Origin of the sequence: Nocardia sp. CA-151230, assembly GCF_050942175.1 — a bacterium.
In the GTDB taxonomy this organism is placed as follows: Bacteria; Actinomycetota; Actinomycetes; order Mycobacteriales; family Mycobacteriaceae; genus Nocardia.
Genome location: NZ_CP192061.1, coordinates 924005 through 946387 on the forward strand (window position 1 = coordinate 924005; position 22383 = coordinate 946387).

The 22383-nt window shown below is 66.4% G+C and carries 26 protein-coding genes and 1 pseudogene; 18 read left to right on the forward strand and 9 right to left on the reverse strand.

What is annotated here, in order from left to right; all coding sequences use genetic code 11:
* Positions 1–31: 31 nt before the first annotated feature.
* Entirely contained in the window at positions 32–1120 is a 1089-nt protein-coding gene (locus ACQP1O_RS04055; protein WP_433564553.1) for a hypothetical protein, read from the reverse strand.
* Positions 1121–1310: 190 nt separating this feature from the next.
* Here ACQP1O_RS04055 and ACQP1O_RS04060 point away from each other — a divergent pair, with 190 nt between their 5' ends.
* Genes ACQP1O_RS04060 through ACQP1O_RS04070 form a run of 3 tightly spaced genes read left to right on the forward strand, consistent with a single transcriptional unit; the run spans position 1311 to position 4038 of the window.
* Entirely contained in the window at positions 1311–2306 is a 996-nt protein-coding gene (locus tag ACQP1O_RS04060; protein WP_433564554.1) for an ABC transporter substrate-binding protein, read from the forward strand.
* Positions 2303–3667, forward strand: coding sequence for a SagB family peptide dehydrogenase (locus ACQP1O_RS04065; protein ID WP_433564555.1), 1365 nt, complete (start codon positions 2303–2305; stop codon positions 3665–3667). The genes ACQP1O_RS04060 and ACQP1O_RS04065 overlap by 4 nt, the downstream gene beginning before the upstream one ends.
* Positions 3668–3702: 35 nt before the next feature.
* Positions 3703–4038, forward strand: a complete 336-nt coding sequence (locus ACQP1O_RS04070; protein ID WP_364605618.1) for an MmcQ/YjbR family DNA-binding protein — start codon at positions 3703–3705, stop codon at positions 4036–4038.
* Between the two features lie 30 nt (positions 4039–4068).
* Here ACQP1O_RS04070 and ACQP1O_RS04075 read toward each other — a convergent pair whose 3' ends face one another.
* Positions 4069–6123: a M13 family metallopeptidase gene (locus ACQP1O_RS04075; RefSeq protein WP_433564556.1), complete on the reverse strand. Its 2055-nt coding sequence runs from the start codon at positions 6121–6123 to the stop codon at positions 4069–4071.
* Positions 6124–6201: 78 nt separating this feature from the next.
* Positions 6202–8241: a M13 family metallopeptidase gene (locus ACQP1O_RS04080; RefSeq protein ID WP_433564557.1), complete on the reverse strand. Its 2040-nt coding sequence runs from the start codon at positions 8239–8241 to the stop codon at positions 6202–6204.
* A 345-nt stretch (positions 8242–8586) separates the two neighbouring features.
* On the opposite strand from ACQP1O_RS04080, the gene rplN reads away from it, so the two are divergent.
* From rplN to ACQP1O_RS04100, 4 genes are read left to right on the forward strand one after another with little or no spacing between them, the layout of a single operon-like run.
* On the forward strand, positions 8587–8955 hold the full coding sequence (gene rplN / locus ACQP1O_RS04085; RefSeq protein WP_033090674.1) for a 50S ribosomal protein L14: 369 nt from the start codon (positions 8587–8589) through the stop codon (positions 8953–8955).
* A gap of 2 nt (positions 8956–8957) precedes the next feature.
* On the forward strand, positions 8958–9272 hold the full coding sequence (gene rplX / locus ACQP1O_RS04090) for a 50S ribosomal protein L24 (protein WP_040804283.1): 315 nt from the start codon (positions 8958–8960) through the stop codon (positions 9270–9272).
* A gap of 1 nt (position 9273) precedes the next feature.
* Positions 9274–9840 carry a 50S ribosomal protein L5 gene (rplE, locus tag ACQP1O_RS04095; RefSeq protein ID WP_354830525.1) on the forward strand — a complete coding sequence of 189 codons (567 nt, stop codon included), beginning with the start codon at positions 9274–9276 and terminating at the stop codon, positions 9838–9840.
* 3 nt (positions 9841–9843) lie between these two features.
* Positions 9844–10029 (forward strand): type Z 30S ribosomal protein S14, encoded by a 186-nt coding sequence (locus ACQP1O_RS04100; protein ID WP_029923637.1) that lies wholly within the window; start codon positions 9844–9846, stop codon positions 10027–10029.
* 107 nt (positions 10030–10136) lie between these two features.
* Here the strand turns inward: ACQP1O_RS04100 and ACQP1O_RS04105 are convergent, their stop codons facing one another.
* Positions 10137–11135: a Uma2 family endonuclease gene (locus ACQP1O_RS04105; protein WP_433564558.1), complete on the reverse strand. Its 999-nt coding sequence runs from the start codon at positions 11133–11135 to the stop codon at positions 10137–10139.
* A gap of 152 nt (positions 11136–11287) precedes the next feature.
* Between ACQP1O_RS04105 and ACQP1O_RS04110 the strand changes: the two are divergent.
* Positions 11288–11941, forward strand: a pseudogene (locus ACQP1O_RS04110) (helix-turn-helix domain-containing protein); the annotation flags it as partial.
* A gap of 51 nt (positions 11942–11992) precedes the next feature.
* Here ACQP1O_RS04110 and ACQP1O_RS04115 read toward each other — a convergent pair.
* The 3 genes from ACQP1O_RS04115 to ACQP1O_RS04125 form a co-directional block, all read right to left on the reverse strand.
* A complete protein-coding gene (locus tag ACQP1O_RS04115) occupies positions 11993–12802 on the reverse strand; it encodes an alpha/beta fold hydrolase (RefSeq protein WP_433564559.1) in 810 nt (269 codons plus the stop codon).
* 355 nt (positions 12803–13157) lie between these two features.
* Positions 13158–13697 (reverse strand): hypothetical protein, encoded by a 540-nt coding sequence (locus ACQP1O_RS04120; protein ID WP_433564560.1) that lies wholly within the window; start codon positions 13695–13697, stop codon positions 13158–13160.
* A 263-nt stretch (positions 13698–13960) separates the two neighbouring features.
* On the reverse strand, positions 13961–14551 hold the full coding sequence (locus ACQP1O_RS04125; protein WP_433564561.1) for a Uma2 family endonuclease: 591 nt from the start codon (positions 14549–14551) through the stop codon (positions 13961–13963).
* Positions 14552–14825: 274 nt separating this feature from the next.
* Between ACQP1O_RS04125 and rpsH the strand changes: the two genes are divergently transcribed.
* From rpsH to ACQP1O_RS04175, 10 genes are all read left to right on the forward strand, one after another.
* Entirely contained in the window at positions 14826–15224 is a 399-nt protein-coding gene (gene rpsH / locus ACQP1O_RS04130; RefSeq protein WP_213558035.1) for a 30S ribosomal protein S8, read from the forward strand.
* A gap of 14 nt (positions 15225–15238) precedes the next feature.
* On the forward strand, positions 15239–15778 hold the full coding sequence (gene rplF / locus ACQP1O_RS04135; protein WP_433564562.1) for a 50S ribosomal protein L6: 540 nt from the start codon (positions 15239–15241) through the stop codon (positions 15776–15778).
* 3 nt (positions 15779–15781) lie between these two features.
* A complete protein-coding gene (rplR, locus tag ACQP1O_RS04140) occupies positions 15782–16189 on the forward strand; it encodes a 50S ribosomal protein L18 (protein WP_433564563.1) in 408 nt (135 codons plus the stop codon).
* 31 nt (positions 16190–16220) lie between these two features.
* Positions 16221–16865: a 30S ribosomal protein S5 gene (rpsE, locus tag ACQP1O_RS04145; protein WP_433564564.1), complete on the forward strand. Its 645-nt coding sequence runs from the start codon at positions 16221–16223 to the stop codon at positions 16863–16865.
* Position 16866: 1 nt separating this feature from the next.
* Positions 16867–17046 carry a 50S ribosomal protein L30 gene (rpmD, locus tag ACQP1O_RS04150; RefSeq protein WP_433564565.1) on the forward strand — a complete coding sequence of 60 codons (180 nt, stop codon included), beginning with the start codon at positions 16867–16869 and terminating at the stop codon, positions 17044–17046.
* Between the two features lie 2 nt (positions 17047–17048).
* Entirely contained in the window at positions 17049–17492 is a 444-nt protein-coding gene (gene rplO / locus ACQP1O_RS04155) for a 50S ribosomal protein L15 (protein ID WP_040855287.1), read from the forward strand.
* Positions 17493–17660: 168 nt separating this feature from the next.
* Positions 17661–18983, forward strand: coding sequence for a preprotein translocase subunit SecY (secY, locus tag ACQP1O_RS04160; protein ID WP_433564566.1), 1323 nt, complete (start codon positions 17661–17663; stop codon positions 18981–18983).
* A complete protein-coding gene (locus ACQP1O_RS04165; RefSeq protein ID WP_433564567.1) occupies positions 18980–19525 on the forward strand; it encodes an adenylate kinase in 546 nt (181 codons plus the stop codon). Before secY ends, ACQP1O_RS04165 begins: the two co-directional genes overlap by 4 nt.
* Positions 19526–20326: a type I methionyl aminopeptidase gene (gene map, locus ACQP1O_RS04170; RefSeq protein ID WP_433564568.1), complete on the forward strand. Its 801-nt coding sequence runs from the start codon at positions 19526–19528 to the stop codon at positions 20324–20326.
* Positions 20327–20640: 314 nt separating this feature from the next.
* Positions 20641–21075, forward strand: a complete 435-nt coding sequence (locus tag ACQP1O_RS04175; RefSeq protein ID WP_433564569.1) for a nuclear transport factor 2 family protein — start codon at positions 20641–20643, stop codon at positions 21073–21075.
* Between the two features lie 153 nt (positions 21076–21228).
* Here ACQP1O_RS04175 and ACQP1O_RS04180 read toward each other — a convergent pair whose 3' ends face one another.
* Both ACQP1O_RS04180 and dtd read right to left on the reverse strand, forming a co-directional pair.
* Complete coding sequence (locus tag ACQP1O_RS04180; RefSeq protein WP_433564570.1) at positions 21229–21828, reverse strand: AAA family ATPase; 600 nt, start codon at positions 21826–21828, stop codon at positions 21229–21231.
* Between the two features lie 37 nt (positions 21829–21865).
* A complete protein-coding gene (gene dtd, locus ACQP1O_RS04185) occupies positions 21866–22309 on the reverse strand; it encodes a D-aminoacyl-tRNA deacylase (RefSeq protein ID WP_433564571.1) in 444 nt (147 codons plus the stop codon).
* Positions 22310–22383: the final 74 nt, after the last annotated feature.

A 22383-nucleotide genomic window follows, 5' to 3' on the forward strand; every position in this document is an offset into this window, starting at 1 on the left:
GCGCGGTCGGCCGAGGATACGGGCGGAGTGGTCAGGCCGCGGCGCAGCCGGTGGTGTCGTCCCGACCCGGCGCGGGCTCGGTGGCCGAAGGCGCTGCGGGAGACGAGGATTCGATCATGTCCAGCAGCAGCCAGCCGTCGGCGGTCCACCCGCCGTGGGTGTCGGTGCGCACCAGCCGGCCGCCGGGTACGAAGGGGTCGTCCACGAAACCCTCGGCGGCACCGTCCAATTCCAGCGCCAGTGCGGAACCACCCAGGTACACCCGGCCGGAGCGTCCCGGCGGCACCAACCGCAGCGATTCGTCCAGCACCAGCAGCCGCGCGCCCGGAATCGGCCGCACCCGGCCGGAGCCGTCCAGCGGTCCGCGCGCCGCGACGCCCGCGTATTCCGGAGTGGTGTAGGCGAATCCGGCGCAGGAGCCGGGGGCGAGTTCGCACAGCAGGGCGGAAAGCGCTGCCGGGCAGTCGTTTCCGAACACATCCCAGCGCCGCACGGTCGGCAGCGCGGGGGAGGGCAGGAAGGCCAGGTTCGCGAGGGTCCCGGCGTCGGCCACCACATGAGTCGAGGCGCTCAGGGCGATCAGCTCGGCCAGGGCGGCCGCGTCCGCGCGCTGGGCGGTGGTGGCCAGCACCAGGGTCGCGCCGTCGGCCAAGGTGGCCAGCAGTTCCACCGCGGCGTCGGTGGTGTCCCAGCGGATGGCCAGCAGCCGCACATCCGGCGAGCCGTAGGCCCGGTCGATCGGGCAGGAGCGCTGATCGGCGGCAACCGCGCGGCGATCGTCGGCGGCCGCGGCCACCGCGACCGGCTTCATGCCGGTGCCGTGCGGGCCCAGTTCGGCCAGCACCGCGCCGAATTCGGCGGCCGCGACGATATCGCACAGCACGCGGGCCAGATCGTCGAGCGTGGGCCCGGCGGTCCCGGTGACGCCGCCGTCGAGGCGTTCGAAGAGTTCGGCATAGGTGAGGATGTGATCGCCGCAGCGCACGGCGGTCCGCAGGGAGGGCACGCGGCGACCGCACTGGATGAGCATGGAGACCGACGGCACGTCGTACAGTTCGACGCCATTGGCCCATTCGTCGACGAGCCGGTGACGCTCGACGGCGGACAAGATTTCCGGCACCGCTCGCTCCATCGTTCCAAACCCCCGGGTTCTAACTTATGCAACCCTAACCTAATCGATCAAGGGCACGATCGACCACCCCGTAGGGGATCGAATCGGCGACAACGGTCCCCATCCCTCGAGGAAATTAGGCTAGGCTCACCTACTGCTCGCCCCGTACGGGTGGGCATCGGCAGACAGGAGAGTCACGATGAAGTCGGCTTTCACCGCGCGTAGCGGGCGATCGATCACCGCGCGAGCCGCCCTTGCGGCCGTGGTGAGCCTGCTCGCCCTCGGGCTCGCGGCCTGCGGATCGAAGTCCGACGACTCTGCCGCCGGCGGCGGCGAACCGGTCACCATCACCCACGCCCTCGGGCAGACCACCGTGACCGGGACCCCGGCACGCATCGTGGCGCTGGGCAATCAGTGGCTCGACACCGCGCAGGCACTCGGCGTCACCCCGGTCGGCTACATCGACAACATCGCGGTGCTCAGCAAGGGCGCACCGCCCTGGGAACCGGCCGCGCTGGCAAAGTCCACCGCGCTGCAAACCACCGGCAACCTCGCCGAACAGGTTGCTGCGCTGAACCCGGACCTGATCCTGGCCGACCCGTTCATCGCCGACGCCAAGACCTACGGCGACCTGTCCAAGGTCGCGCCCACCCTGCCGGGGCTCACCAAAGAGGCCGTCACCCCCTGGGCCGACCAGGTGCGCGCGCTCGGCCAGGTGCTGCACAAGACCGACGCCGCCGACAAGCTCATCGCCGACCTGAACGGCCGCATCGACGGTATCGCGCAACGCAATCCGGGCCTGAAGAACAAGACCTTCATCAGCTCCTGGCTGGCCGGGCCGTCGCAGCTCATGGTGCTCACCGACCCCAAGGACGGGTCCAGCCGCCTGTTCACCCAGCTCGGTATGACCATCCCGCAGCACCTGGTGGACCAGGGCGGCTCCGGTGGCCGCCTGGCCCTCTCGCCCGAACGCCTCGACGAACTCGACTCCGACCTGCTGCTGGCCGGCTACTCGCCCGGCATGGACGAGAAGTACCGCGGCCTGCCGGGATTCGGCGCCCTGCCCTCGGTCAAGAAGAACTCGGTGGTCTTCCTCACCGTCCAGGAGATCAGCGCCATCAACCAGCCCACCCCGCTGGCGCTGCCCTACCTGCTCGACAAGCTCGAACCGGCTCTCGCCAGCGCCGCCAAATGATCCGCACCGACGACACCCGCTACGGCCTCCGTCCCGGCGTCACCTGCCTGATCGTCCCCGGCGGCGCGGTGCTGTTGAACCCGCCGCACAACGAGAAGCTGACCGGGCTGACCCCGGCTCAGAGTCAGGCGCTGAAGACCCTCAATCAGGGTCCGGCGACGACCAGCGAGCTCGCGGCCGAATCCGATTCGGTGGCAACCCTTCTCGACCGGCTGGCCGGAGCGGGCTGGCTGGAGGTCACCGTCCGCGACGGCGACCGGGACCTCTACACCCTGCGCCCCTTCACCACCCCGCCCGCACGTCCGGGCACGGGCGACGGGCCGCGCACGGTCCTCTCGAAATTCACTGTCATCCACCGTGATCCGGACGGCCTGGTCCTGGAACACCCCACCTCGTGGTGCGATCTCCGCGTCCACGACCCCCGGCTGCTGGCCCTCGCCGCCGGCGCCGATCCCACCGAACTCGGCCTGCCCGAGTCCCTTTCGGCCCGCATCGCCGCCGACCTGCGCTGGGGTGGCTTCACCGCCGACCCCGCCGCCGAGCACCGCGACTTCACCACCCGCAGCTGGAGCGCCCCCGACCTCTGGTTCCACCGGCGCAGCACCCTCGGCTCCCGCACCGTCACGTGGGACGACTTCGGCCCCACCGCATGGGCGAAAGACGAGTTCCCGCAACGCCCGGCGCAGCGCGCGCCCTACCCGGGTGTCCCGATCGCGCTCCCGGCGCCGGACCTCGCCACCCTCCGCGCCACCGACCCGACCCTGACCGCAGTCCTCGAGGACCGACGTTCCTGCCGGTCCTTCGACGACGCCCGGCCGATCACCGTCGCCCAGCTGGCCGAACTGCTCTACCGCAGCGCTCGCACCCGGTCGGTGGAGTCCACCCCGGACGGCGGCGAACTCCCTTCCCGCCCTTACCCTTCCGGCGGTAGCGTCCACGAACTGGAGCTGTACCCGGTGGTCCGCAGTGTCGAGGGCCTGGCCCCCGGCATGTACCACTACGACTCCTTCGAGCACGCCCTGCGCCCCGTCGCCCCCGCCGATTCCCCCGCGGTCCAGCGACTCCTGCGCACCACCACGGCCACCCTCGCCAACGCCACCGAACCGCAACTGCTGCTGCTGATCTCGGCTCGGGCAGGCCGGGTCATGTGGTCCTACGAGTCGGTCGCCTACGCCAATATCCTCAAACACGTCGGCGTCCTCATGCAGACCCTCTACCTCACCGCCACCGCCATGAACCTCGGCGCGGTGGCCCAGGGCTTCTCCGACACCGCCGCCTTCACCACCGCCACCGGTGCCGACGAACTGGAGGAATGCAATGTGGGCAGCATGATCCTCGGCACCCCCGGCGGGGACCGATAGCCCGGGTGTCATACCCGGCTGGGAGCATCGAGATCATGACGGCGACCGGGGATCAGGTGCGGGCGGTGGCGCTCGCGCTGGCGCGCACCACCGAGCAGTTCGAATGGCAGATGCCCACGTTCCGGGTGGCCGGGAAGCTGTTCCTGACCCTGCCCGAGAACGAGACCTCCATGGCCGTCCGGTGCCCCATCGTGGATCGGGACGAACTGGTGCAGGCCGAGCCGGAGAAATTCTGGATCGCCCCGCACGAGGCGGGCAACGCGTGGGTGCGGGTGCGACTCGCCGCCCTGGACGACCACGATGAACTGACGGCCATCGTCACCGACTCCTGGCGGCTGGCCGCACCCCGGGAACTGGTGGATCCGGCCTGAACGGCCGGATCCCGCCGCGATCGGGATGGGTCAGAAGGTGACGCGCTGGTCCTCGGCCAGGAAGAGTTTGTCGCCGTCCTTGGTGGCGAAGGCCGCGTGGTACTCGGCCTGGTTGCGGACCACCTGGTTGGCGCGGAACTCGTCGGGCGAGTGGGAGTCGTTGGCGAGCAGATTCTCGGTGTACTGCGGGGTCTGCTTGGACCGCCAGTTGCGGCCCCAGGATTCGAGCATGGGCTGATAGTCGGGGTTCTCGACGCCGGCGCGCTTCTGGTTGATGCGATAGGCGGCGAAGGCCATCTGCAGGCCGCGGTTGTCGGCGACGTTCTCGCTCAGGGTGAGGGTGCCGTCGACGTGGTGCGCCGGGTCGAGACCCTCGGGGACCAGGCCGTTGTACTGGTCGACGAGCTTCTTGGTGCGGTCGTCGAACTTCGCCCGGTCCTCGGCGGTCCACCAGTCCTTCAGATTGCCGTCGGCGTCGTACTTGGAGCCCTGATCGTCGAAGCCGTGTCCGATCTCGTGACCGATGACCGCGCCGCCCGCGCCGTAGTTGACCGCCGCCTCGGCCTTCGGGTCGAAGAACGGCGGCTGCAAAAAGGCTGCGGGGAACACGATTTCATTGTTGACCGGCTGGTAGTAGGCGTTCACCGTCTGCGGCGTCATACCCCACTCGGTCTTGTCGACCGGCTTGTCCAGCTTGTCGAACATCTTCTTGGCGCCGAAAATATTGGCGGCGCGCAGGGATTGGATGAGCTGGCCGCGGGTGATCTTCAGCCCGGCGTAGTCCTCCCACTTGTCCGGATAGCCGATCTTCACGCCCATCTTGCTCAGCTTGACCAGCGCGGCGTCCCGGGTGGGCTGCGACATCCACGTCGAATTGGTGAAGTTGTCCTTGTAGGCCGCGACCAGGTCGGCCACCATGTCCATCGCCCGATTCTTGGCCTCGGGCGGGAAATGCTTGGCCACGTACAGCTTTCCGAGCTGCTCGCCCACCGTGCTGTCGACTGTGCCGACCGCCGACTTCCACCGATCCGGCCGCTGCAGCTGCCCGCTCATCACGGTTCCGAAGAATTCGAAGTTGGCGTCGGAGAGCGTCTTCGGCAGGAACCGCGCGAACTCCCGCACCACCGCCAGCTTCAAGTAGTCCCGCCACACCGCGATATCCACGTCGTGCCACAGCTGCCCGGCCGCGGTGACGAACGAAGGCTCGCCGACGATCACCGTCGCGAACAGGCTCTTGGGCCGATCGGTGTTCCCGGAAAGCCAGGGATCCCAATCGAATTGCGGCGCCAGCGCCACCATGTCGGTCCACGACATCTTGTTGTAGCTGGCCTCGGTGTCGTGCAGTTTGATGTTGTCCCAGAATCCGGCCGCGATCCGCTTCTCCAGATCCAGTACCCGGCCCGCCATGGCCGCCGGGTCCGGGAATCCGGCGCCCGTCGCGATCTTCTCCAGGTAGGTCTTGTATCCGGCCAGCTTGTCGGCGTATTCGGGCTTGCGATAGTACTGCTCGCTCAAGCCGATTCCGGACTGACCGACCGAGGCGATGTGCGCGCTGGAGTTCTTCCGGTCCACCGAGACGCCCAGCCCGATCAGCCCGCCGATCGGCAGCGCGCCCATCACCCTGGCCAGCTCCGGCTTGCCCGCGGCCTTGTCGATGTCGGCGAACATGTCGGCGAGCGGCGTGAGGCCCAGCTTCTCGATGGTGTCGACATCCATCCGGGCGTCGTACAGATCGCGGATCTGCTGCTCGGGTGTGTCCGCCTCGGGATCCTTGATGCCCTCGATGATCTCGCGCAGCTGGCCCTCGACCCGATCCGCGACATCGTCGAACGTCCCGAACGACACCTTGTCGGCCGGTAGCTGATACTCCTTCAGCCACTTGCCGTTGACGAACCGGTACAGGTCGTCCTGCGGACGCACCGCCGCGTCCGACCCGGACATGTCGGGGCCGGTGAGCTGGGTCGAGGTGACCGTGTTCTTCGTATCGCTGCCACACGCCGCCAGCGTGGCGACGGCCGGTGCGAGACCGAGCGCGATCAGAAAACGACGACGGTCCATACCGGCCGGACGATCCGACGAACTCACAGGCACTACCTCTCCCCGAAGCTGCGATACCGACGCGAGGCTACCGGGGACGGCGGCCTCGCGCGGGTTGTCGCGTTCTCAGAGGGTGACGCGCTGGTCCGGCGGCAGGTATGCCTTGTCGCCGTCGTTCACGTGATAGGTGCTGTAGAACTCGCCCAGATTCCGTACCACCTGATTGCACCGGAATTCGGCAGGGGAGTGCGGATCGGACGCGATCTGACTCTGCAGCGCCTCGGTGGTCATCTTGGTGCGCCAGGTCCGGCCCCAGGATTCGAACATCGGCCGGTAGTCGGGAGTGTCCGTCCCCTTGCGCTTCTCGGCCATCCGATAGGCCGAGAGGGAAATCTCGAGCCCGCGCAGATCCGCCAGGTTCTCGCCGACCGTGAGCTCGCCGTTGACGTGCTGATCGGGCGGCAGGCCCGCCGGCACCAGCGCGTTGTACTGCGCGATCAGCTGCTTGGTCTTGGCTGCGAAGGCCGCCTTGTCCTCCGGTGTCCACCAATCCTTCAGATTGCCGTCCCCGTCGTACTTGGAACCCTGATCGTCGAACCCGTGGCCGATCTCGTGCCCGATCACCGCACCGCCCGCACCGTAGTTCACTGCGGGCTGGGCATCCGGATCGAAGAACGGCGGCTGCAGAAAGGCCGCGGGGAACACGATTTCATTGCCGCTGGGGTTGTAGTAGGCGTTCACCGTCTGCGGCGGCATGACCCATTCCGACTTGTCCACCGGCGTCCCCAGCCGATCGAACATCCGCTTCGCCTCGAAAGCGTCCGAGGAGCGCAGGGATTCGACCAGCCGGCCCCTCGTGACCGTGAGTTTGGAGTAATCCTCCCACTTGTCCGGGTAGCCGATCTTGGCATTGATCTTCCCGAGTTTCGCGATCGCCGCGTCCCGGGTGGGTGGCGACATCCACGTCGAATTCTGGAAGTTCTCCCGGTACGCCGCGCGCAGATCGTCGACCATCTCGAGTGCCCGCTTCTTGGCCTCGGCCGGGAAATGCTTGGCCACGTACTGCTTTCCGAGAGCTTCGCCCACGGAGGTGTTGACCGTTTCCACAGCGCGCCGCCACTGCTCCGGCTGCTCCTGCAGACCCTGGACCACCTTGCCCATGAAATCGAAATTGGCGTCGGCGATCGCCTTGGGAAGATAGGGCGCGTACGCCCGCACCAGGCTCAGCTTCAGGTACTCGCGCCAGGCGGCGAGGTCGACATCGGCCCACAGCTGCCCCGCGCCGGTCACGAAGGACGGTTCGGCCACATCGATCTTGTCGAACATGTTCTTCGGCCGGTCGGTGTTGCCCGAAAGCCAAGGTTCCCAGTCGAATTGAGGTCCCAGTGCGGTCAGCTCGGTCCAGGCCATCAGGTTGTAGGTCGCGTCGGTATCGCGGGTTCTGACGTTGTCCCAATGGAATCCGGCGATGCGGGTCTCCAGGTCCACCACCCGGCCGGCCAGCGCGGTCGGGTCCGGGAACCCGGCTCCGGCGGCGAGGCGCTGCATGAACGTCCGGTACGCGGCGAGCCGGGCGGCGTATTCGGGCTTGCGGTAGTACTGCTCGCCCATGCCGAGCCCGGACTGCTCGATCGAGGGGAGATAGGCATCGGAGTTCTTCGGGTCCGGGCCCACGCTCAGGCCGATGAGACCCACATTGGTCAATCCGCCCATCACATGCGCGAGATCAGGCTTGGTCGCGGCCTTGTCGATCTGATCGAACAGGTCCTGCAGCGGCGTCATGCCGAGCGTCTCGATCTCGTCCCGGTTCATCCGCGCGTCGTAGAGGTCACGGATCTTCTGCTCGTCAGACCCGGGCTCGGGATCGCGGATCCCCTCGATGATCGTCCTCAGCTGGTCCTGGACCCGCTCCTGCACCTCGTCGAAGGTCCCGAACGACGACTTGTCCGGCGGCAGCTGATACTCCTGCAGCCACTTCCCGTTGACGAACCGGTACAGATCGTCCTGCGGCCGCACCGTCGGATCCGACCCGGACATATCCGGGCCCGTCGGCTGTTTCGGCGGCTTGGAGTCGGGGGAGCAGGCGGGCAATACGGCCACCGCGGGTGCCAGGCCCAGGGCGATCAGGAACGTACGGCGGTCGAGAGCGATGGGGCGCTCGGACAACGCGAATCTCCTCTACCGGATGATCGGAACAGCTCGGACGTTGCTCGCGCCGACGCTAGTTGACCCGACTGAGGAAAATCTGAATCCGCGCCGAGCCATGTGTTCCGCCCCCGATTTCTCCCTGAACAGGGTCTTCGCTAAACTGTTCCGGTTGCCTGCGGGAGCTATGCCCGCACTTCGGCCGCGAACCCACAGTGGTTGTTCTCCTGTTCGGTGAAAAACCGCTGGCAGGCGCTGCCCCGCGTACCTGCGGAGCGGGCCATTGGCTCAGCTGAAGGGCAACTGACCATGCCCGTCGGGTCGGCAATCCGGCGTGCATATCGTCCAGGTCTAGGAGGAGCTGAAGTGATTCAGCAGGAGTCGCGGCTGCGCGTCGCCGACAACACGGGTGCCAAGGAGATCCTCTGCATCCGCGTTCTCGGTGGTTCGTCGCGTCGCTATGCCGGCATCGGTGACATCATCGTCGCCACTGTCAAGGACGCCATCCCCGGCGGAAACGTCAAGAAGGGCGAGGTCGTCAAGGCCGTCGTCGTGCGCACCGTCAAGGAGCGTCGTCGCCCGGATGGCTCGTACATCAAGTTCGACGAGAACGCTGCGGTGCTGATCAAGGCGGACAACGATCCGCGTGGCACCCGCATCTTCGGCCCGGTCGGCCGTGAGCTGCGTGAGAAGCGCTTCATGAAGATCGTCTCGCTGGCCCCGGAGGTGCTGTAACCATGAAGGTGCACAAGGGCGACACGGTCATCGTGATCTCGGGCAAGGACAAGGGCGCCAAGGGCAAGGTCATCCAGGCCTACCCGGCGACCGGCAAGGTCCTCGTCGAGGGCGTGAACCGCATCAAGAAGCACGTCGCGAACTCCGCGAACCAGCGTGGCGCCAGCTCGGGCGGCATCGTCACCCAGGAAGCGCCGATCCAGGCCTCCAACGTGATGGTCGTCGACTCCGACGGCAAGCCGACCCGCGTGGGCTACCGCACCGATGAGAACGGCAAGCGGGTCCGCATCTCCCGTCGCAACGGGAAGGACATCTGAGATGACTTCTACTGAGAACAAGGTGCAGCCGCGCCTGAAGACCCGCTACCGCGAGGAAATCAAGCCGGCCCTGAACAACGAGTTCAACTACGCCAACGTGATGCAGATCCCGGGCGTGGTGAAGGTCGTCGTCAACATGGGTGTCGGCGACGCCGCCCGTGACGCCAAGCTGATCAACGGTGCGGTCGCCGACCTCACCCTGATCACCGGCCAGAAGCCCGAGATCCGCAAGGCCACCAAGTCCATCGCGCAGTTCAAGCTGCGTGAGGGCATGCCGATCGGCGCGAAGGTCACCCTGCGCGGCGACCGGATGTGGGAGTTCCTGGACCGTCTGATCTCGATCGCGCTGCCGCGTATCCGCGACTTCCGTGGTCTGTCGCCGAAGCAGTTCGACGGCAACGGCAACTACACCTTCGGTCTCTCCGAGCAGTCCATGTTCCACGAGATCGACGTCGACAAGATCGACCGTCCGCGTGGTATGGACATCACCGTGGTGACCACCGCCACCAACAACGAAGAAGGCCGGGCCCTGCTCAAGCACCTCGGCTTCCCGTTCAAGGAGAACTGATCCATGGCTAAGAAGGCTCTGATCAACAAGGCCAACGCCAAGCCGAAGTTCGCGGTGCGCGCCTACACCCGCTGCCAGCGCTGCGGCCGCCCGCACGCTGTCTACCGCAAGTTCGGCCTGTGCCGCGTCTGCCTGCGCGAGATGGCCCACCGCGGCGAACTCCCGGGCGTCCACAAGTCGTCCTGGTGAGCTAGTACCCCCAAACCCGAAGGCCCCCACCGAGATCCGTCCCGGTGGGGGCCTTCGGCGTCTCCTGCGTGCTGGATCTTTCGATGAGATTCCGACGGCTCCGCAGTTCAGTACCTGCGCGGAGGAAGCCGGCTCTGCAGTTCCGCGAACGTCACCGCGAGGGTCACCGGCTCGGTGAGCACCAGCGCGTCGGAATGCGTGTGGCGGGTGACGTAGCGCCGCCCCGACCAGTCGAGCCGGCACTCCTCGATCTCGGTGATCTGCTGCCAATCCTTGGCGAAGTGCACGATCAAATAAACCGGAATCCCCTCGCGCGCATACAGCTCTCGTTTGATCCCGATATCCGCGTCCACGGTGTCTTCGGACGTGATCTCGACGACCAGGAGAGTCTGCCGAGCGACGCGCTGAACGTCGTACGGGCCGTCGGTACAGTCGCGCAGCACCAGGTCTGGATACCGAACCCGAAGGCGCCGTGCGTTTTCGCCGGAATCGCCGTCCGCCAACCGCATCGGTGTGTCACTGTGGACCTCGCGGCACGGGCCCCGCGGGTCGATCGCGTACTCCAGGGCCGCGGCCAGCCTCCGGACGACCAGATCGTGTTCCGGCGACTGCGCCATCGCGGTGATCAGCACGCCGTCGTGGATCTCCGCGAACGACTCGGGAGGCCCCGCCAAGAACTCCTCCACCGACACGAGGTGAGGCGACTCGTCTTGCGGTGTCGACATGCGGTTCACCCTACCCACCTCGACAGCAGGATGCCGCGCTGTCGATCCGATCCCGGCGGCTGTGTCGTTGCCATTGCCGACCTCATTGCGGGGAATCATGACATCGGAGCCGGGCAGAACGACGCACTGAAGGCGATCATCGAGGCCGCCAGGCGGGCCGAGCGCAGCAAGGCGTTCGCCGAGCTGTTCGAGATGGCCGAACGTTGCGATTTCGACAATCCGCTCGACAAGCGGATCTACCGGCCACTGCCCTGCTGAGACGGTGCGCCGAGAAGCGTGCCTCCCGAACTCGTCGCCCTTGTGCCGTCGCCCGCGATTCGAATGAGGGCGAAAACCTGACCGTCCCCTCCGAAGTGCGGCCAGGGCATCGCCCGAGGTCAATCCTTTCAATGTGGTGAGCGGTCCAGCAAGATCACGCGGTGTCCCAAACCGGTGGTAGCGTCTGGCGCTCTACCCCCCATCGCGGGGGAGTCGAATTTCTCACAGGTGCAAAGGGTCCGCAGATGCTGTTCGGCGATGGGGTCGAAGTCGAGATGCCGACGCTCGCAGCGTTCGTGAAGCGACTACGCCTGCGGCGCGGATGGACGCAGCGGCAATTGGCGCAGCACGCGCACCTCGGACTCGGCACGGTGCAGAAGCTCGAACAGGGGGACAAGGTCAGCGTCGGTGACCGGGCGCTGTCCGTCCTCGCGGACGCGATGTGCGACGACGAACACGAGTGCGCGCACCTGCGGGCCTTGGCGGGGCGACCCGATGTCACCCTCGACGAGTTCGCGTCGGCCGAGGATGTGGCCATGCTGCTCGACCGGCTCACATCTCTCCCCGCGGCATGGGTGGTGAATTGGGGCGTGGCCGCCGCGAACGATTGGTATCGGCGGCTGCTGCCGGGGCTGGTCGAGGCGAAAACCATGCCGCACTGGTTGTTCGGGGATCCCCGAGCCAAGCTGGTGTTGCCGACCTGGCAGCTCGAGGCCACCGTCGTGACGGGTATGTTGCGCCACCACTATGCGGCCGCACCGGGAGTCGGGGGCACCGCTGAGATCGCCCGGGAGCTGGCGGCGAGCCATGGAGATTTTCGCCGGCTCTGGGATTCCGGTGTCGTCTATGTCCGTCGGCCGAAGGGTGACCGCCGGATCTGGTCGCCGGACACCGCGACCATGACCGTGCTGCGGGAGTCTGTCATTCCGGCGGCGTCGGGCTGGCTGGTCATCGGGTTCCCGGCCGGCGCCGGGGACTCATCAGGCCGGCAGTCCGTCCAGGAATTCCCTGATCTCGGGGTTCACCAGCTCGGGGTGGGTGAGGTTGCAGATATGGGTGGCCGTATCGGCGGAAATCGTCTGCATTCGTGCCGGACCGCCCAATCCTGTTGCGAGCCCTTGCATGTGCCCATGGTTGAAGGCCTGGTCACCGATGCCGCGCAGCAGCAGCGCGGGCACGGTGATCTCCGGGAGCAACTCGGTGATGGCCTCGCGATCGATGAGGCAGCGCGCGGCCTGCGCGAGCCGCCCGCGCTCGCTCGCCCGCCACTTCTCCACCCACGGCCGCTGATGCCGGTCCCGATCGCCACCGATCATCACCGCGGCCATCGGCAACGCGATGTCGTCGATCGGCACCGCGCCCCCGACCCAGCTCTTCACGATCACCCGCTCGTAGCCTTCCCGCTCCTGCTCGGTATAGGCGGCCGCGGTCGTGCCGATCAACACCAGCCCGCGTGTGCGCGCCGGCTGCAGCAACGCCATCCGCAACGCGGTGAATCCACCCTGCGAGAGTCCGCCGACGACCAGACGATCCACGCCCAGCGCATCGACGACCTTCCACGCGTCCCAGGCGAGATCCCAATAGGTGAACGGATTCCCGGCATCCTCGGTATCGCCGTGTCCCCGCGCATCCACCGCTATCACACGATACCGATCGGCCAGCGCGTCCAGCTGCGGAAGCCACATCTCGGCGTCCATGAAGAACCCGTGCCCCAGCAGCAGCGCCGGCCCGTCGGTCTCGGTGTCCAAGTAGTGGACCTTGGTCCCGTCATCGGTGGTCACATAGGGCACCGGCCCAACCCCTTGCCATTTCATCGAATTCGCGTGCTGGTCCGCCAGGTTAGCCCGTGGCCGTCGCGGCGGCACGCTGCGCGGCAATTCCGCGGAAGCCTCGGTGTCGAACTGTCAGCGATCCTCGCGTCACTGCGCACTGGCGGGAACTGACGGATGCCCTCGATCGACCGTTCGCACCGCAGGCCGTGGCTCGGAACGTCGAAACGCCGATGCTGGCCGCGTTCGTGAAACGCCTGCGCCCACGGCGCGGGTGAACGCAACGGGAAGTCGGTTGGCGCGCGCACCGCGTAATCGGCACGGCGTAGAAGCGGAGCAGCTCGACAAGGTCAGCGTCGCATGCCAGGTGTTGTGATCAGTTGGCCTCGGCGAGTAGGACTGTGCGGGCGAACTCCGCTGCCTCGGAGTTGTACTGGAACCCCATGCGGCGAATGTCGTAGTGCCGCATCTTCATTCGGTCGAATGGATCGACGGTTCGCTGGAACGATCGGGTCCGGAGGTGGCTGATGGTGACGGAACCGGCCGGCAGCGGGGACATCGGTTGCAACAGGTCGAGCAGGGTGGGTTCGACGGTGTCGGTGAGCCCCGCCGCCACCACGACCAGGAACAGCTGGGCGGCGGCATCTTCGACCCGCGCGGCTTCGGCGGCGGTGCGCTGGGCGAGGTGTCGCCACAGCGCGACCGGGTCCTCGGCGAGTGCCAGACCCACGCGTGTCGGGCGGAGCTTGCCGCTGCGCTTGAAGAGCAGGCCCAGGCGTTGTGCGGACTCGCGCAACAGCAGCACCGGGGTTGTCTGGTCCTCCCGGTTGCCCTTGCCGATCCAATCCTGGTCCATGCCGAGCTCGGTGTACACCGCGGTGACCACAGCGGGCGGAAGGTAACCCGCGCTCGTCAATGTGACTCCGCTGTGGCCGATCAGGTCGAGCAGGGTTCGATACGGGGAAGTGGCCGCCGCCGCGACCGACGGATCGACCGGAAATCCCTGTGCGACAACGTCTCCGGTCGCCTCCTACACCTATCAGCGCCCAGGCCAGATCATGCCCGGCGTTTTCTGTCTCGGCTCCGCCCACTGACCAACCGGCACGGTCGATTCCCTCAACCGGCACGGTGTATTTCGCTGCCGAGCCGTGGGATCGGCGTTGACCTCCGGCTGCTCCGTCACCAGGCGTTGTCGGGGTCGAGCAGTTCCGCGGGGTCGAGGGCGAAGGGAAATGGCGAATCGATGCGGAGCAGTTCTCCGGCCTGAAATTTCTCCGGCCGACCGTAGGCGCCGTTCTCGAGACCGTGCAGGGCGATCTGGGGGTGCGGCTCCAGATCGATGATCCAGTACTGCGGGATACCTGCGGCGGCATAGTCGTCCAGCTTGTCCACCCGATCGACCCGCTCGCTTCCGCTGCGGCGGGATACGACCTCTACGACCAGCAGGACGTCGCGGCCGTAGAAGGTACGGACGTTCGCTTCGTGCGCGGCGCGTGCGGCGGCTCGATCCATTACGGCCACATCGGGTTTGCGCACTCCGGCAGGAGTGGAGATGTCCATCGGGCCTTGGATGTGGACCTTGGCTCCAGCGGCTCGCGCGGCTTCGCGCAGTCGATCGCGCAGGATGTCGGCGGCCATGTCATGGCGAGCGCCCGGGGACAACGGGATCAACCACCCATCGGCGAGTTCGTAACCCTTACCCTCATCCGGTAGCGCGTCGAGGTCGTAAACCGTGTACGGCCCGAAGCCGTGCTCATGGGCGACACTCACAGCGTCCTTCCTTTCGGGCTGCGAATCGACATCGACAGGTTAGTCGCCGAGACCCTGATTTGGTCGCTGATCAGCCCTTGTCTACACTAGACCGGTTGCTCGGGCACAGTTGTGTCCGCACGCGCCTCGCGCGTGCGGCGGTTGCTCCGGGCGCAAGCGCTAAATCCGGTCGGGCACTCCCGGCTGGACCGCCCCGAATTGTCGTAGGCCCACGACCGCCGATCTCAGACGGTGCTGAATGGGAACCGCGGCGAGAAAGGTACCGGTCAAACACATGACCATGACTGATCCGATCGCAGACTTTCTGACCCGTCTGCGCAACGCCAACTCGGCGTACCACGATCAGGTGAAGGCTCCGCACTCGAAGCTCAAGGTGAACATCGCCGAGATCCTCAAGCGCGAGGGCTACATCGCCGACTTCCGCGTCGAAGACGCGCCCGTCGGCAAGAACCTGATCGTCGACCTGAAGTACGGCCCGAGCCGTGAGCGTTCCCTGCAGGGTGTGCGCCGCGTGTCGAAGCCGGGCCTCCGGGTCTACGCGAAGTCCACCAACCTGCCCAAGGTGCTCGGCGGCCTGGGCGTGGCGATCATCTCCACGTCCTCGGGTCTGCTCACTGACCGTCAGGCCAAGCAGCAGGGCGTGGGCGGCGAAGTCCTCGCCTACGTCTGGTAAGGGAGGTAGGAACAATGTCGCGTATCGGTAAGAAGCCGATCCCGGTTCCCGCCGGCGTCGAGGTGACCATCGACGGCCAGAACGTGACGGTCAAGGGTTCCAAGGGCACCCTTTCCCACGTTGTCGCCGAGCCGATCACCGTCGTCAAGGCCGAGTCCGGTGAGCTCGAGGTCGTTCGTCCGAACGACGAGCGTCAGAACCGCTCGCTGCACGGCCTGACCCGCACCCTGATCAGCAACATGATCGAGGGTGTGACCAAGGGCTACGAGAAGAAGATGGAAATCTTCGGCGTCGGTTACCGCGTGCAGGCCAAGGGCTCGAACCTCGAGTTCGCCCTGGGCTACAGCCACCCGGTTCCGGTCGACGCGCCCGAGGGCATCACCTTCGCGGTGGAGTCCCCGACCAAGTTCTCGGTGTCCGGCATCGACAAGCAGAAGGTCGGCCAGATCGCCGCGGTGATCCACGGCCTGCGTAAGCCCGATCCGTACAAGGGCAAGGGCATCCGCTACGCCGGCGAGGTCGTTCGCCGCAAGGTCGGAAAGACGGGTAAGTAAGCCATGGCACAAACCGAAAAGCAGAAGGCCGCTCGCAAGCCGATCGGCAAGGACGCCTCGACCGCGCGCCGCCTGTCCAAGACGCGTCGTCACTTCCGTCTGCGCAAGAAGGTCGTCGGCACCACCGCGCGTCCGCGCCTGGTGGTCAACCGCTCCTCGCGCCACATCCACGCCCAGCTGATCGACGACTCCGCCGGCAAGACCATTGCCGCCGCGTCGACCATCGAGGCCGATGTGCGTGCTGTCGAGGGTGACAAGTCCGCCAAGGGCGCCAAGGTCGGCGAGCTGATCGCCGCCCGCGCCAAGGCTGCCGGTGTCGAGGCGGTCGTGTTCGACCGTGGTGGTCACGACTACCACGGCCGTATCGCGGCTCTCGCTGACGCCGCCCGTGAAGGTGGGCTGAAGTTCTGATGATCAACACTGCGAACGGAAGGAACGTCTGATGCCGGGACGTCAGCGGCGCGACGGCGGAAACGGTCCCGCCGGACAGAATGGTGGCAGCGACAACCGCGATCAGCGCGGTGGCGGTCGCGACCGCCGCGGCGGTGGCGACCGCCGCGACAATGCCGCCGAGAAGAACCAGCTCGAGCGCGTCGTCGCGATCAACCGCGTCTCCAAGGTCGTGAAGGGTGGTCGTCGCTTCAGCTTCACCGCCCTCGTGATCGTCGGTGACGGCAACGGTCTCGTCGGCGTCGGCTACGGCAAGGCCAAGGAAGTTCCCGCGGCCATCCAGAAGGGTGTCGAAGAGGCTCGCAAGAACTTCTTCCGCGTTCCGATGATCGGCTCCACCGTCACCCACCCGGTTCAGGGTGAGGCGGCCGCCGGTGTCGTCATGCTGCGTCCGGCTTCGCCCGGTACCGGTGTGATCGCCGGTGGCGCGTGCCGTGCCGTGCTGGAATGCGCGGGCATCCATGATGTTCTGGCCAAGTCGCTCGGTAGCGACAACGCCATCAACGTCGTGCACGCCACCGTTGCGGCTCTCAAGATGCTGCAGCGTCCCGAAGAGGTCGCCGCTCGCCGCGGTCTGCCGATCGAGGACGTGGCCCCGGCCGGCATGCTGCGTGCGCGCGCGGGACAGGGAGTCTGATATGGCACAGCTGAAAGTGACCCAGGTCAAGTCCAGCATCGGCGCCAAGGCGAATCAGCGGGACTCGCTGCGCACCCTCGGGCTGCGCGGTATCCGCAAGTCCGTGGTGCGTGATGACAACGCGCAGAATCGCGGCCTGATCAACGTCGTGCGCCACCTCGTTCAGGTTGAGGAGGTCTAAGCATGACCATCAAGTTGCACCACCTGCGTCCTGCCCCCGGTGCCAAGACCGAGAAGACCCGTGTGGGTCGCGGTGAAGGCTCGAAGGGCAAGACCGCGGGCCGCGGTACCAAGGGTACGAAGGCTCGCAAGAATGTCCCGGTCCGCTTCGAGGGCGGTCAGATGCCGATTCACATGCGTCTGCCCAAGCTCAAGGGCTTCACCAACCCGTTCCGCACCGAGTACCAGGTCGTGAACGTCGGTGACATCGCCCGCGTGTTCCCCGAGGGCGGCACCATCGGCAAGGCCGAGCTGGTCGCCAACGGCCTCGTTCGCAAGAACGAGCTCGTGAAGGTGCTCGGCGAGGGCGAAATCGCTGTGGCCGTTCAGGTCTCGGCCGACAAGTTCTCCGGCTCCGCCAAGGAGAAGATTGCTGCGGCGGGTGGCACTGCCACCGAGCTGGCCTGACGGTAACCTGAAATAGCAATGGCACCGGGCGAGTCGCGAGCTCGCCCGGTGCCGCTGTTAGAGTTCAAGTGTTGTCTGCCAACACCGTCATGGTTCTCGGCGTTTTTCGGCTAAACCAGCCCATCGCTGAATCCGTGGCCTGACCCATGTCGTTAGCCAGGAGGATCTGTGCTTTCCGCCTTCGTGTCGGCTTTCCGGACCCCGGACTTACGGCGGAAGATTCTCTTCACGCTGGGACTGATCGCGCTCTACCGGCTCGGTGCGTCGCTACCCTCGCCGGGCGTCAGTTACAAGAACGTTCAAGAATGCATCAACCTGGTCAACGGCGGTAATGACGCCGGCATCTACCAGCTGATCAACCTCTTCTCCGGCGGCGCGTTGCTGCAGCTGTCCGTGTTCGCGATCGGCATCATGCCGTACATCACGGCGAGCATCATCATCCAGCTGCTGACGGTCGTCATCCCGCGGTTCGAGGAACTGCGCAAAGAAGGCCAGTCGGGTCAGAACAAGATGACCCAGTACACGCGGTATCTGTCGATCGCGCTGGCCGTGCTGCAGTCGACCGGTCTGGTCGCGCTCGCCTCCCGCGGTCAGCTGCTGCGTGGCTGCCAGAAGGACATTCTGGACGACACCTCGATCTTCGGCATGATCATCATCGTGCTCGTCATGACCGCGGGCGCGGCCCTGGTCATGTGGTTCGGTGAGCAGATCACCGAGCGCGGCATCGGTAACGGTATGTCGCTGTTGATCTTTGCCGGTATCGCGGCGCGAGTTCCGTCACAGGGCAAGCAGATCTACGACAGCCGTGGCCTGGTCACCACCATTCTGGTCGGTTTCGCCGCCCTGGTGGTCATCGTCGGCGTCATCTTCGTCGAGCAGGGCCAGCGCCGGATTCCGGTGCAGTACGCCAAGCGCGTGGTCGGCCGGAAGATGTACGGCGGGTCCTCGACCTATCTGCCGTTGAAGGTGAACCAGGCGGGTGTCATCCCGGTCATCTTCGCGTCCTCGCTGCTGTATCTGCCGAACCTGTTGGCGCAGTTGACCCAGAAGAGTTCGGGTAACCCTGCCAAGTGGCAGGAGCTGATCCAGAAGTACCTGGTCAACCCGAGTAACCCGGTCTATGTGGCGATCTACTTCGCCCTGATCGTGTTCTTCACCTACTTCTATGTCGCGATCACCTTCAATCCGGAGGAGCGCGCGGACGAGATGAAGAAGTTCGGCGGCTTCATTCCCGGCTACCGCCCGGGCAAGCCGACCGCCGATTACCTGAACTTCGTCCTGAGCCGGATCACCCTGCCCGGCTCGCTCTACCTCGGCGCTGTTGCTGTGCTACCGAACCTGCTGCTGGGCATCGGCTCCGGAGGTGGCGGCGTGTCCAGCCTGCCGTTCGGCGGTACCTCCGTGCTGATCATTGTGAGCGTCGGCCTCGATACCGTGAAACAGATCGAGAGCCAGTTGATGAACCGAAACTACGAAGGGTTCCTGAAGTGAGACTCGTACTGCTCGGACCGCCCGGTGCCGGTAAAGGCACCCAGGCCGAACTGTTGTCGGAAAAGCTCGGTGTTCCGCACATCTCTACCGGGAACCTCTTCCGCACGAATATCGCGGAGCAGACTCCGCTGGGCCGCGAGGCACAGCAGTACCTGGACGCCGGCAACCTGGTCCCGTCGGACGTGACCAACCGCATGGTCGAGGCGCGCATCGCCGAGCCGGACGCTGTCAACGGCTTCATCCTGGACGGCTACCCGCGCACCGTGGATCAGGCCGAGGCTCTGGAGAAGATGCTCAAGGAGGCCGGTAAGGAGCTCGACGCCGTCATCTCCTTCGTGGTCGACGAGGACGTGGTGGTCGAGCGCATGCTGGCCCGTGGCCGCGGCGACGACACCGAAGAGGTCATCCGCAACCGTATGCGTGTCTACCGCGAGGAGACCGAGCCGCTGCTGGAGCACTACGACGGCCAGGTCGTCTCGGTCGAGGGCATCGGCGAGGTCGCCGAGGTCAACGAGCGGACGCTGAAGGCCCTGGGTCGCTGAATGGTCTTCGGCCGCAAGAGCAAGCGGGCGGTGCCCTTCCGGACCGCCGGTGAACTGGACGCCATGGCGGCTGCCGGCGCTGTCGTCGGCCGCGCGCTGGTGGCGGTGCGAGCCGCCGCGGCGCCCGGCGTCTCCACCTGGGAACTGGACGAGGTGGCCGAGCAGGTCATCCGTGAGGCCGGGGCGATCCCGTCCTTCAAGGGCTACCACGGTTTCCCGGGTTCCATCTGCTCGTCGGTGAACGACCGAGTGGTGCACGGCATCCCGTCCAAGGACGAGATCCTCGCCGAGGGCGACCTGGTGTCCATCGACTGCGGTGCCATCCTCGAGGGCTGGCACGGCGATTCGGCGTGGACCTTCGGCGTCGGCACCATCATCGAGGCGGACCGCCTGCTCAGCGAGGCGACCCGGCTGTCCATGGAGGCCGGCATCGCCGCCATGCTCCCGGGGAACCGGCTCTCGGACGTCTCGCACGCCATCGAGCAGGGCACCTACGCCGCCGAGAAGCTGCACGACCGCAAGTACGGCATCGTCGCCGGTTACGGCGGCCACGCCATCGGTCGCGAAATGCACATGGACCCGTTCCTGCCCAACGAGGGCGCACCCGGCAAGGGCCCCGAACTCCGCGTCGGCTCCGTCCTCGCCATCGAGCCCATGCTCACCCTCGGCACCACGGAAACCCATGAGCTGGACGACAACTGGACCGTCGTCACCGACGACGGCACCCGAGCCGCCCACTGGGAGCACACGGTAGCGGTCACCGAAAACGGTCCGCGCATCCTGACACTGCGCCCGGAGTAGGCTCCGCACAGCACTTTCCGCACCCGCTTCGGCCCCAGGCCGAAGCGGGTGCGGTCGTTTCCGGCCCGCTCTGCCGGCCGATGTCCTCCGATGGCTCCCTTCGCGCGATCGATTCACGAAGCCTGCCAACGGTTTCCGCAATCTATCTGACCGAAGCAGGTCTGCCGCAGGTGGTTTCCGCAGCGGTAATGGTCGGCGGCACGGTCCGCGTTTATCCCCCCGAAATAGTCTCCTCCGACCCATGCGGGTTCGTGATACCGGGTATGCGGGATTCTCGCTGTTCGCATGCCCCCACCGCTCGTAGCGTCGAGCGTATGAGCACCATGGACAACCACGTGAGTACCACGGACAACAGAGAACTCATCCGAGCCGTCTTCGAGCAGCTGGCTCTGGGCAACGGTCGCGCCCTGACCGACGCCATGGCCGACGATTGCCGCTGGACGTTCCCCGGGTCATGGTCCTGGTCAGGCACCTGGGGTCCGAAAACCACTGTGGTGCAAGGTCTCCTACGTCCCCTCATGGGCCAGTTCGCCGGCACCTACCGCATGGAGGCGGATCTGATCCTGGCCGACGGCGACCGAGTGGTGGTCCAGGCCCGCGGCTACGCCACCACTCTCGCCGGCGAGCCCTACCGCCAGACCTACTGCCTGCTGTTCACCATGGCGGACGGCCGGATCACCGAGGTGGTGGAGCACTGCGACACAGCCCTGGTGGAGCGGGTCCTGAAGCTGCTCACGCCCACGTCCTGATCCATCTGGTCCCGCCCGCCTTACCGCATACCCGGTCGTCTTCCGTTGGCAGACTTCGGACTTCGCCCGCGCGTTCGTCGACGACAGCCTGCCGGACCTCGACGACTCCATCGTGGCGAGCTTGACGTCGAAATGGTCCGCTGACTACTCGGTTCAGAACAGGCGAATATGCCTGATGCCCAACAGGACTCGGCGAAGCTCGGTGCGGAGCGGGCCGTCGGTGTTCGGGGTCAGGGTGAGGCCGCAGGTGGTGGCGATCCGATCAGCGACCTCACGCAGCGTTAGCTCGTCGGTGTGGATGTGCTCGGCGAATTCCGGTGCGGCCAGCGCGTTCAGGCAATGGTCGACCCGTTCGACCGCGAAACTCTCGTGCCGCAAGCCGCCCAGCGCGCGTTCTCGCAGCCGCCGCACCACCGTCTCGGGCCGCGCCATCAGCGCGAAATGCCGAACCTCATACCCTTTTTCACGCAATCGCCCGACAGTCTCCGCGAAGTAGGTGGGCTCGACCACGGTCATCGGTGCGATCACCGGCCCATCATGCTTGCTCAACACCAGATCGAGCGTCTCGAAAACGCCCTGTCGCCAGGCCGGTAGATCTTGAAAATCCGGCCGCAACTCCTTCGGAATGACCCGATGCAGCCCGAACCCGACCTCCTCGGGATCGCACACCACACTCCCGGGCAACCGCCGATGCAGCTCGTACGCGGTGTGCGTCTTCCCTCCGCCGAAGGGCCCATTGATCCACAGCAGCATGCCCACCACCCTAGCCGCGGGGGGTTGTTGTCCCTGGTCAGCTTTCGAGCAGGATGGTGACGGGGCCGTCGTTGACCAGCTCGACATGCATATGCGCCCCGAACCGTCCGGTGGCGACCGTCGCCCCGAGTGCGCGCAGGGCTGCGGCGAACGTGTCCACCAGCGGTTCCGCGACCGGCCCGGGGGCGGCGGCGTTCCACGAGGGGCGACGGCCCTTGGCGGTATCGGCGTAGAGAGTGAATTGGCTGATCACCAGAATGGGCGCGGACAGGTCGGCGGCGGAGCGCTCCCCATCCAGAATCCGCAATCGGAACAGTTTGTCGGCCAGCGCTTTCGCGGTGCCCTCGGTGTCGGTGTGGGTAACGCCGACCAAGGCCACCAGCCCGTGGGGCGCGCCGTGTGCTGCCGGATCGATCCGTCCGACCACCTCGCCGTCGACGGTCACCTGAGCCGATGTCACACGCTGCACCAGTACTCGCATGACAATCGATCTTCCCAGATAGCCGAGTCACGCTCGCTTGGCTACCCTGGGACGGCCGCGCATGCCCCGAATTT

What these genes read in the sequence shown, in the direction of transcription:
- ACQP1O_RS04060 (WP_433564554.1), top strand. Translation starts at nt 1,311, where the DNA reads ATGAAGTCGGCTTTCACCGCGCGTAGCGGGCGATCGATCACCGCGCGA.
- ACQP1O_RS04065 (WP_433564555.1), top strand. Translation starts at nt 2,303, where the DNA reads ATGATCCGCACCGACGACACCCGCTACGGCCTCCGTCCCGGCGTCACC.
- ACQP1O_RS04070 (WP_364605618.1), top strand. Translation starts at nt 3,703, where the DNA reads ATGACGGCGACCGGGGATCAGGTGCGGGCGGTGGCGCTCGCGCTGGCG.
- rplX (WP_040804283.1), top strand. Translation starts at nt 8,958, where the DNA reads ATGAAGGTGCACAAGGGCGACACGGTCATCGTGATCTCGGGCAAGGAC.
- rplE (WP_354830525.1), top strand. Translation starts at nt 9,274, where the DNA reads ATGACTTCTACTGAGAACAAGGTGCAGCCGCGCCTGAAGACCCGCTAC.
- ACQP1O_RS04100 (WP_029923637.1), top strand. Translation starts at nt 9,844, where the DNA reads ATGGCTAAGAAGGCTCTGATCAACAAGGCCAACGCCAAGCCGAAGTTC.
- rpsH (WP_213558035.1), top strand. Translation starts at nt 14,826, where the DNA reads ATGACCATGACTGATCCGATCGCAGACTTTCTGACCCGTCTGCGCAAC.
- rplF (WP_433564562.1), top strand. Translation starts at nt 15,239, where the DNA reads ATGTCGCGTATCGGTAAGAAGCCGATCCCGGTTCCCGCCGGCGTCGAG.
- rplR (WP_433564563.1), top strand. Translation starts at nt 15,782, where the DNA reads ATGGCACAAACCGAAAAGCAGAAGGCCGCTCGCAAGCCGATCGGCAAG.
- rpsE (WP_433564564.1), top strand. Translation starts at nt 16,221, where the DNA reads ATGCCGGGACGTCAGCGGCGCGACGGCGGAAACGGTCCCGCCGGACAG.
- rpmD (WP_433564565.1), top strand. Translation starts at nt 16,867, where the DNA reads ATGGCACAGCTGAAAGTGACCCAGGTCAAGTCCAGCATCGGCGCCAAG.
- rplO (WP_040855287.1), top strand. Translation starts at nt 17,049, where the DNA reads ATGACCATCAAGTTGCACCACCTGCGTCCTGCCCCCGGTGCCAAGACC.
- map (WP_433564568.1), top strand. Translation starts at nt 19,526, where the DNA reads ATGGTCTTCGGCCGCAAGAGCAAGCGGGCGGTGCCCTTCCGGACCGCC.
- ACQP1O_RS04175 (WP_433564569.1), top strand. Translation starts at nt 20,641, where the DNA reads ATGAGCACCATGGACAACCACGTGAGTACCACGGACAACAGAGAACTC.
- ACQP1O_RS04180 (WP_433564570.1), bottom strand. Translation starts at nt 21,828, where the DNA reads ATGCTGCTGTGGATCAATGGGCCCTTCGGCGGAGGGAAGACGCACACC.
- dtd (WP_433564571.1), bottom strand. Translation starts at nt 22,309, where the DNA reads ATGCGAGTACTGGTGCAGCGTGTGACATCGGCTCAGGTGACCGTCGAC.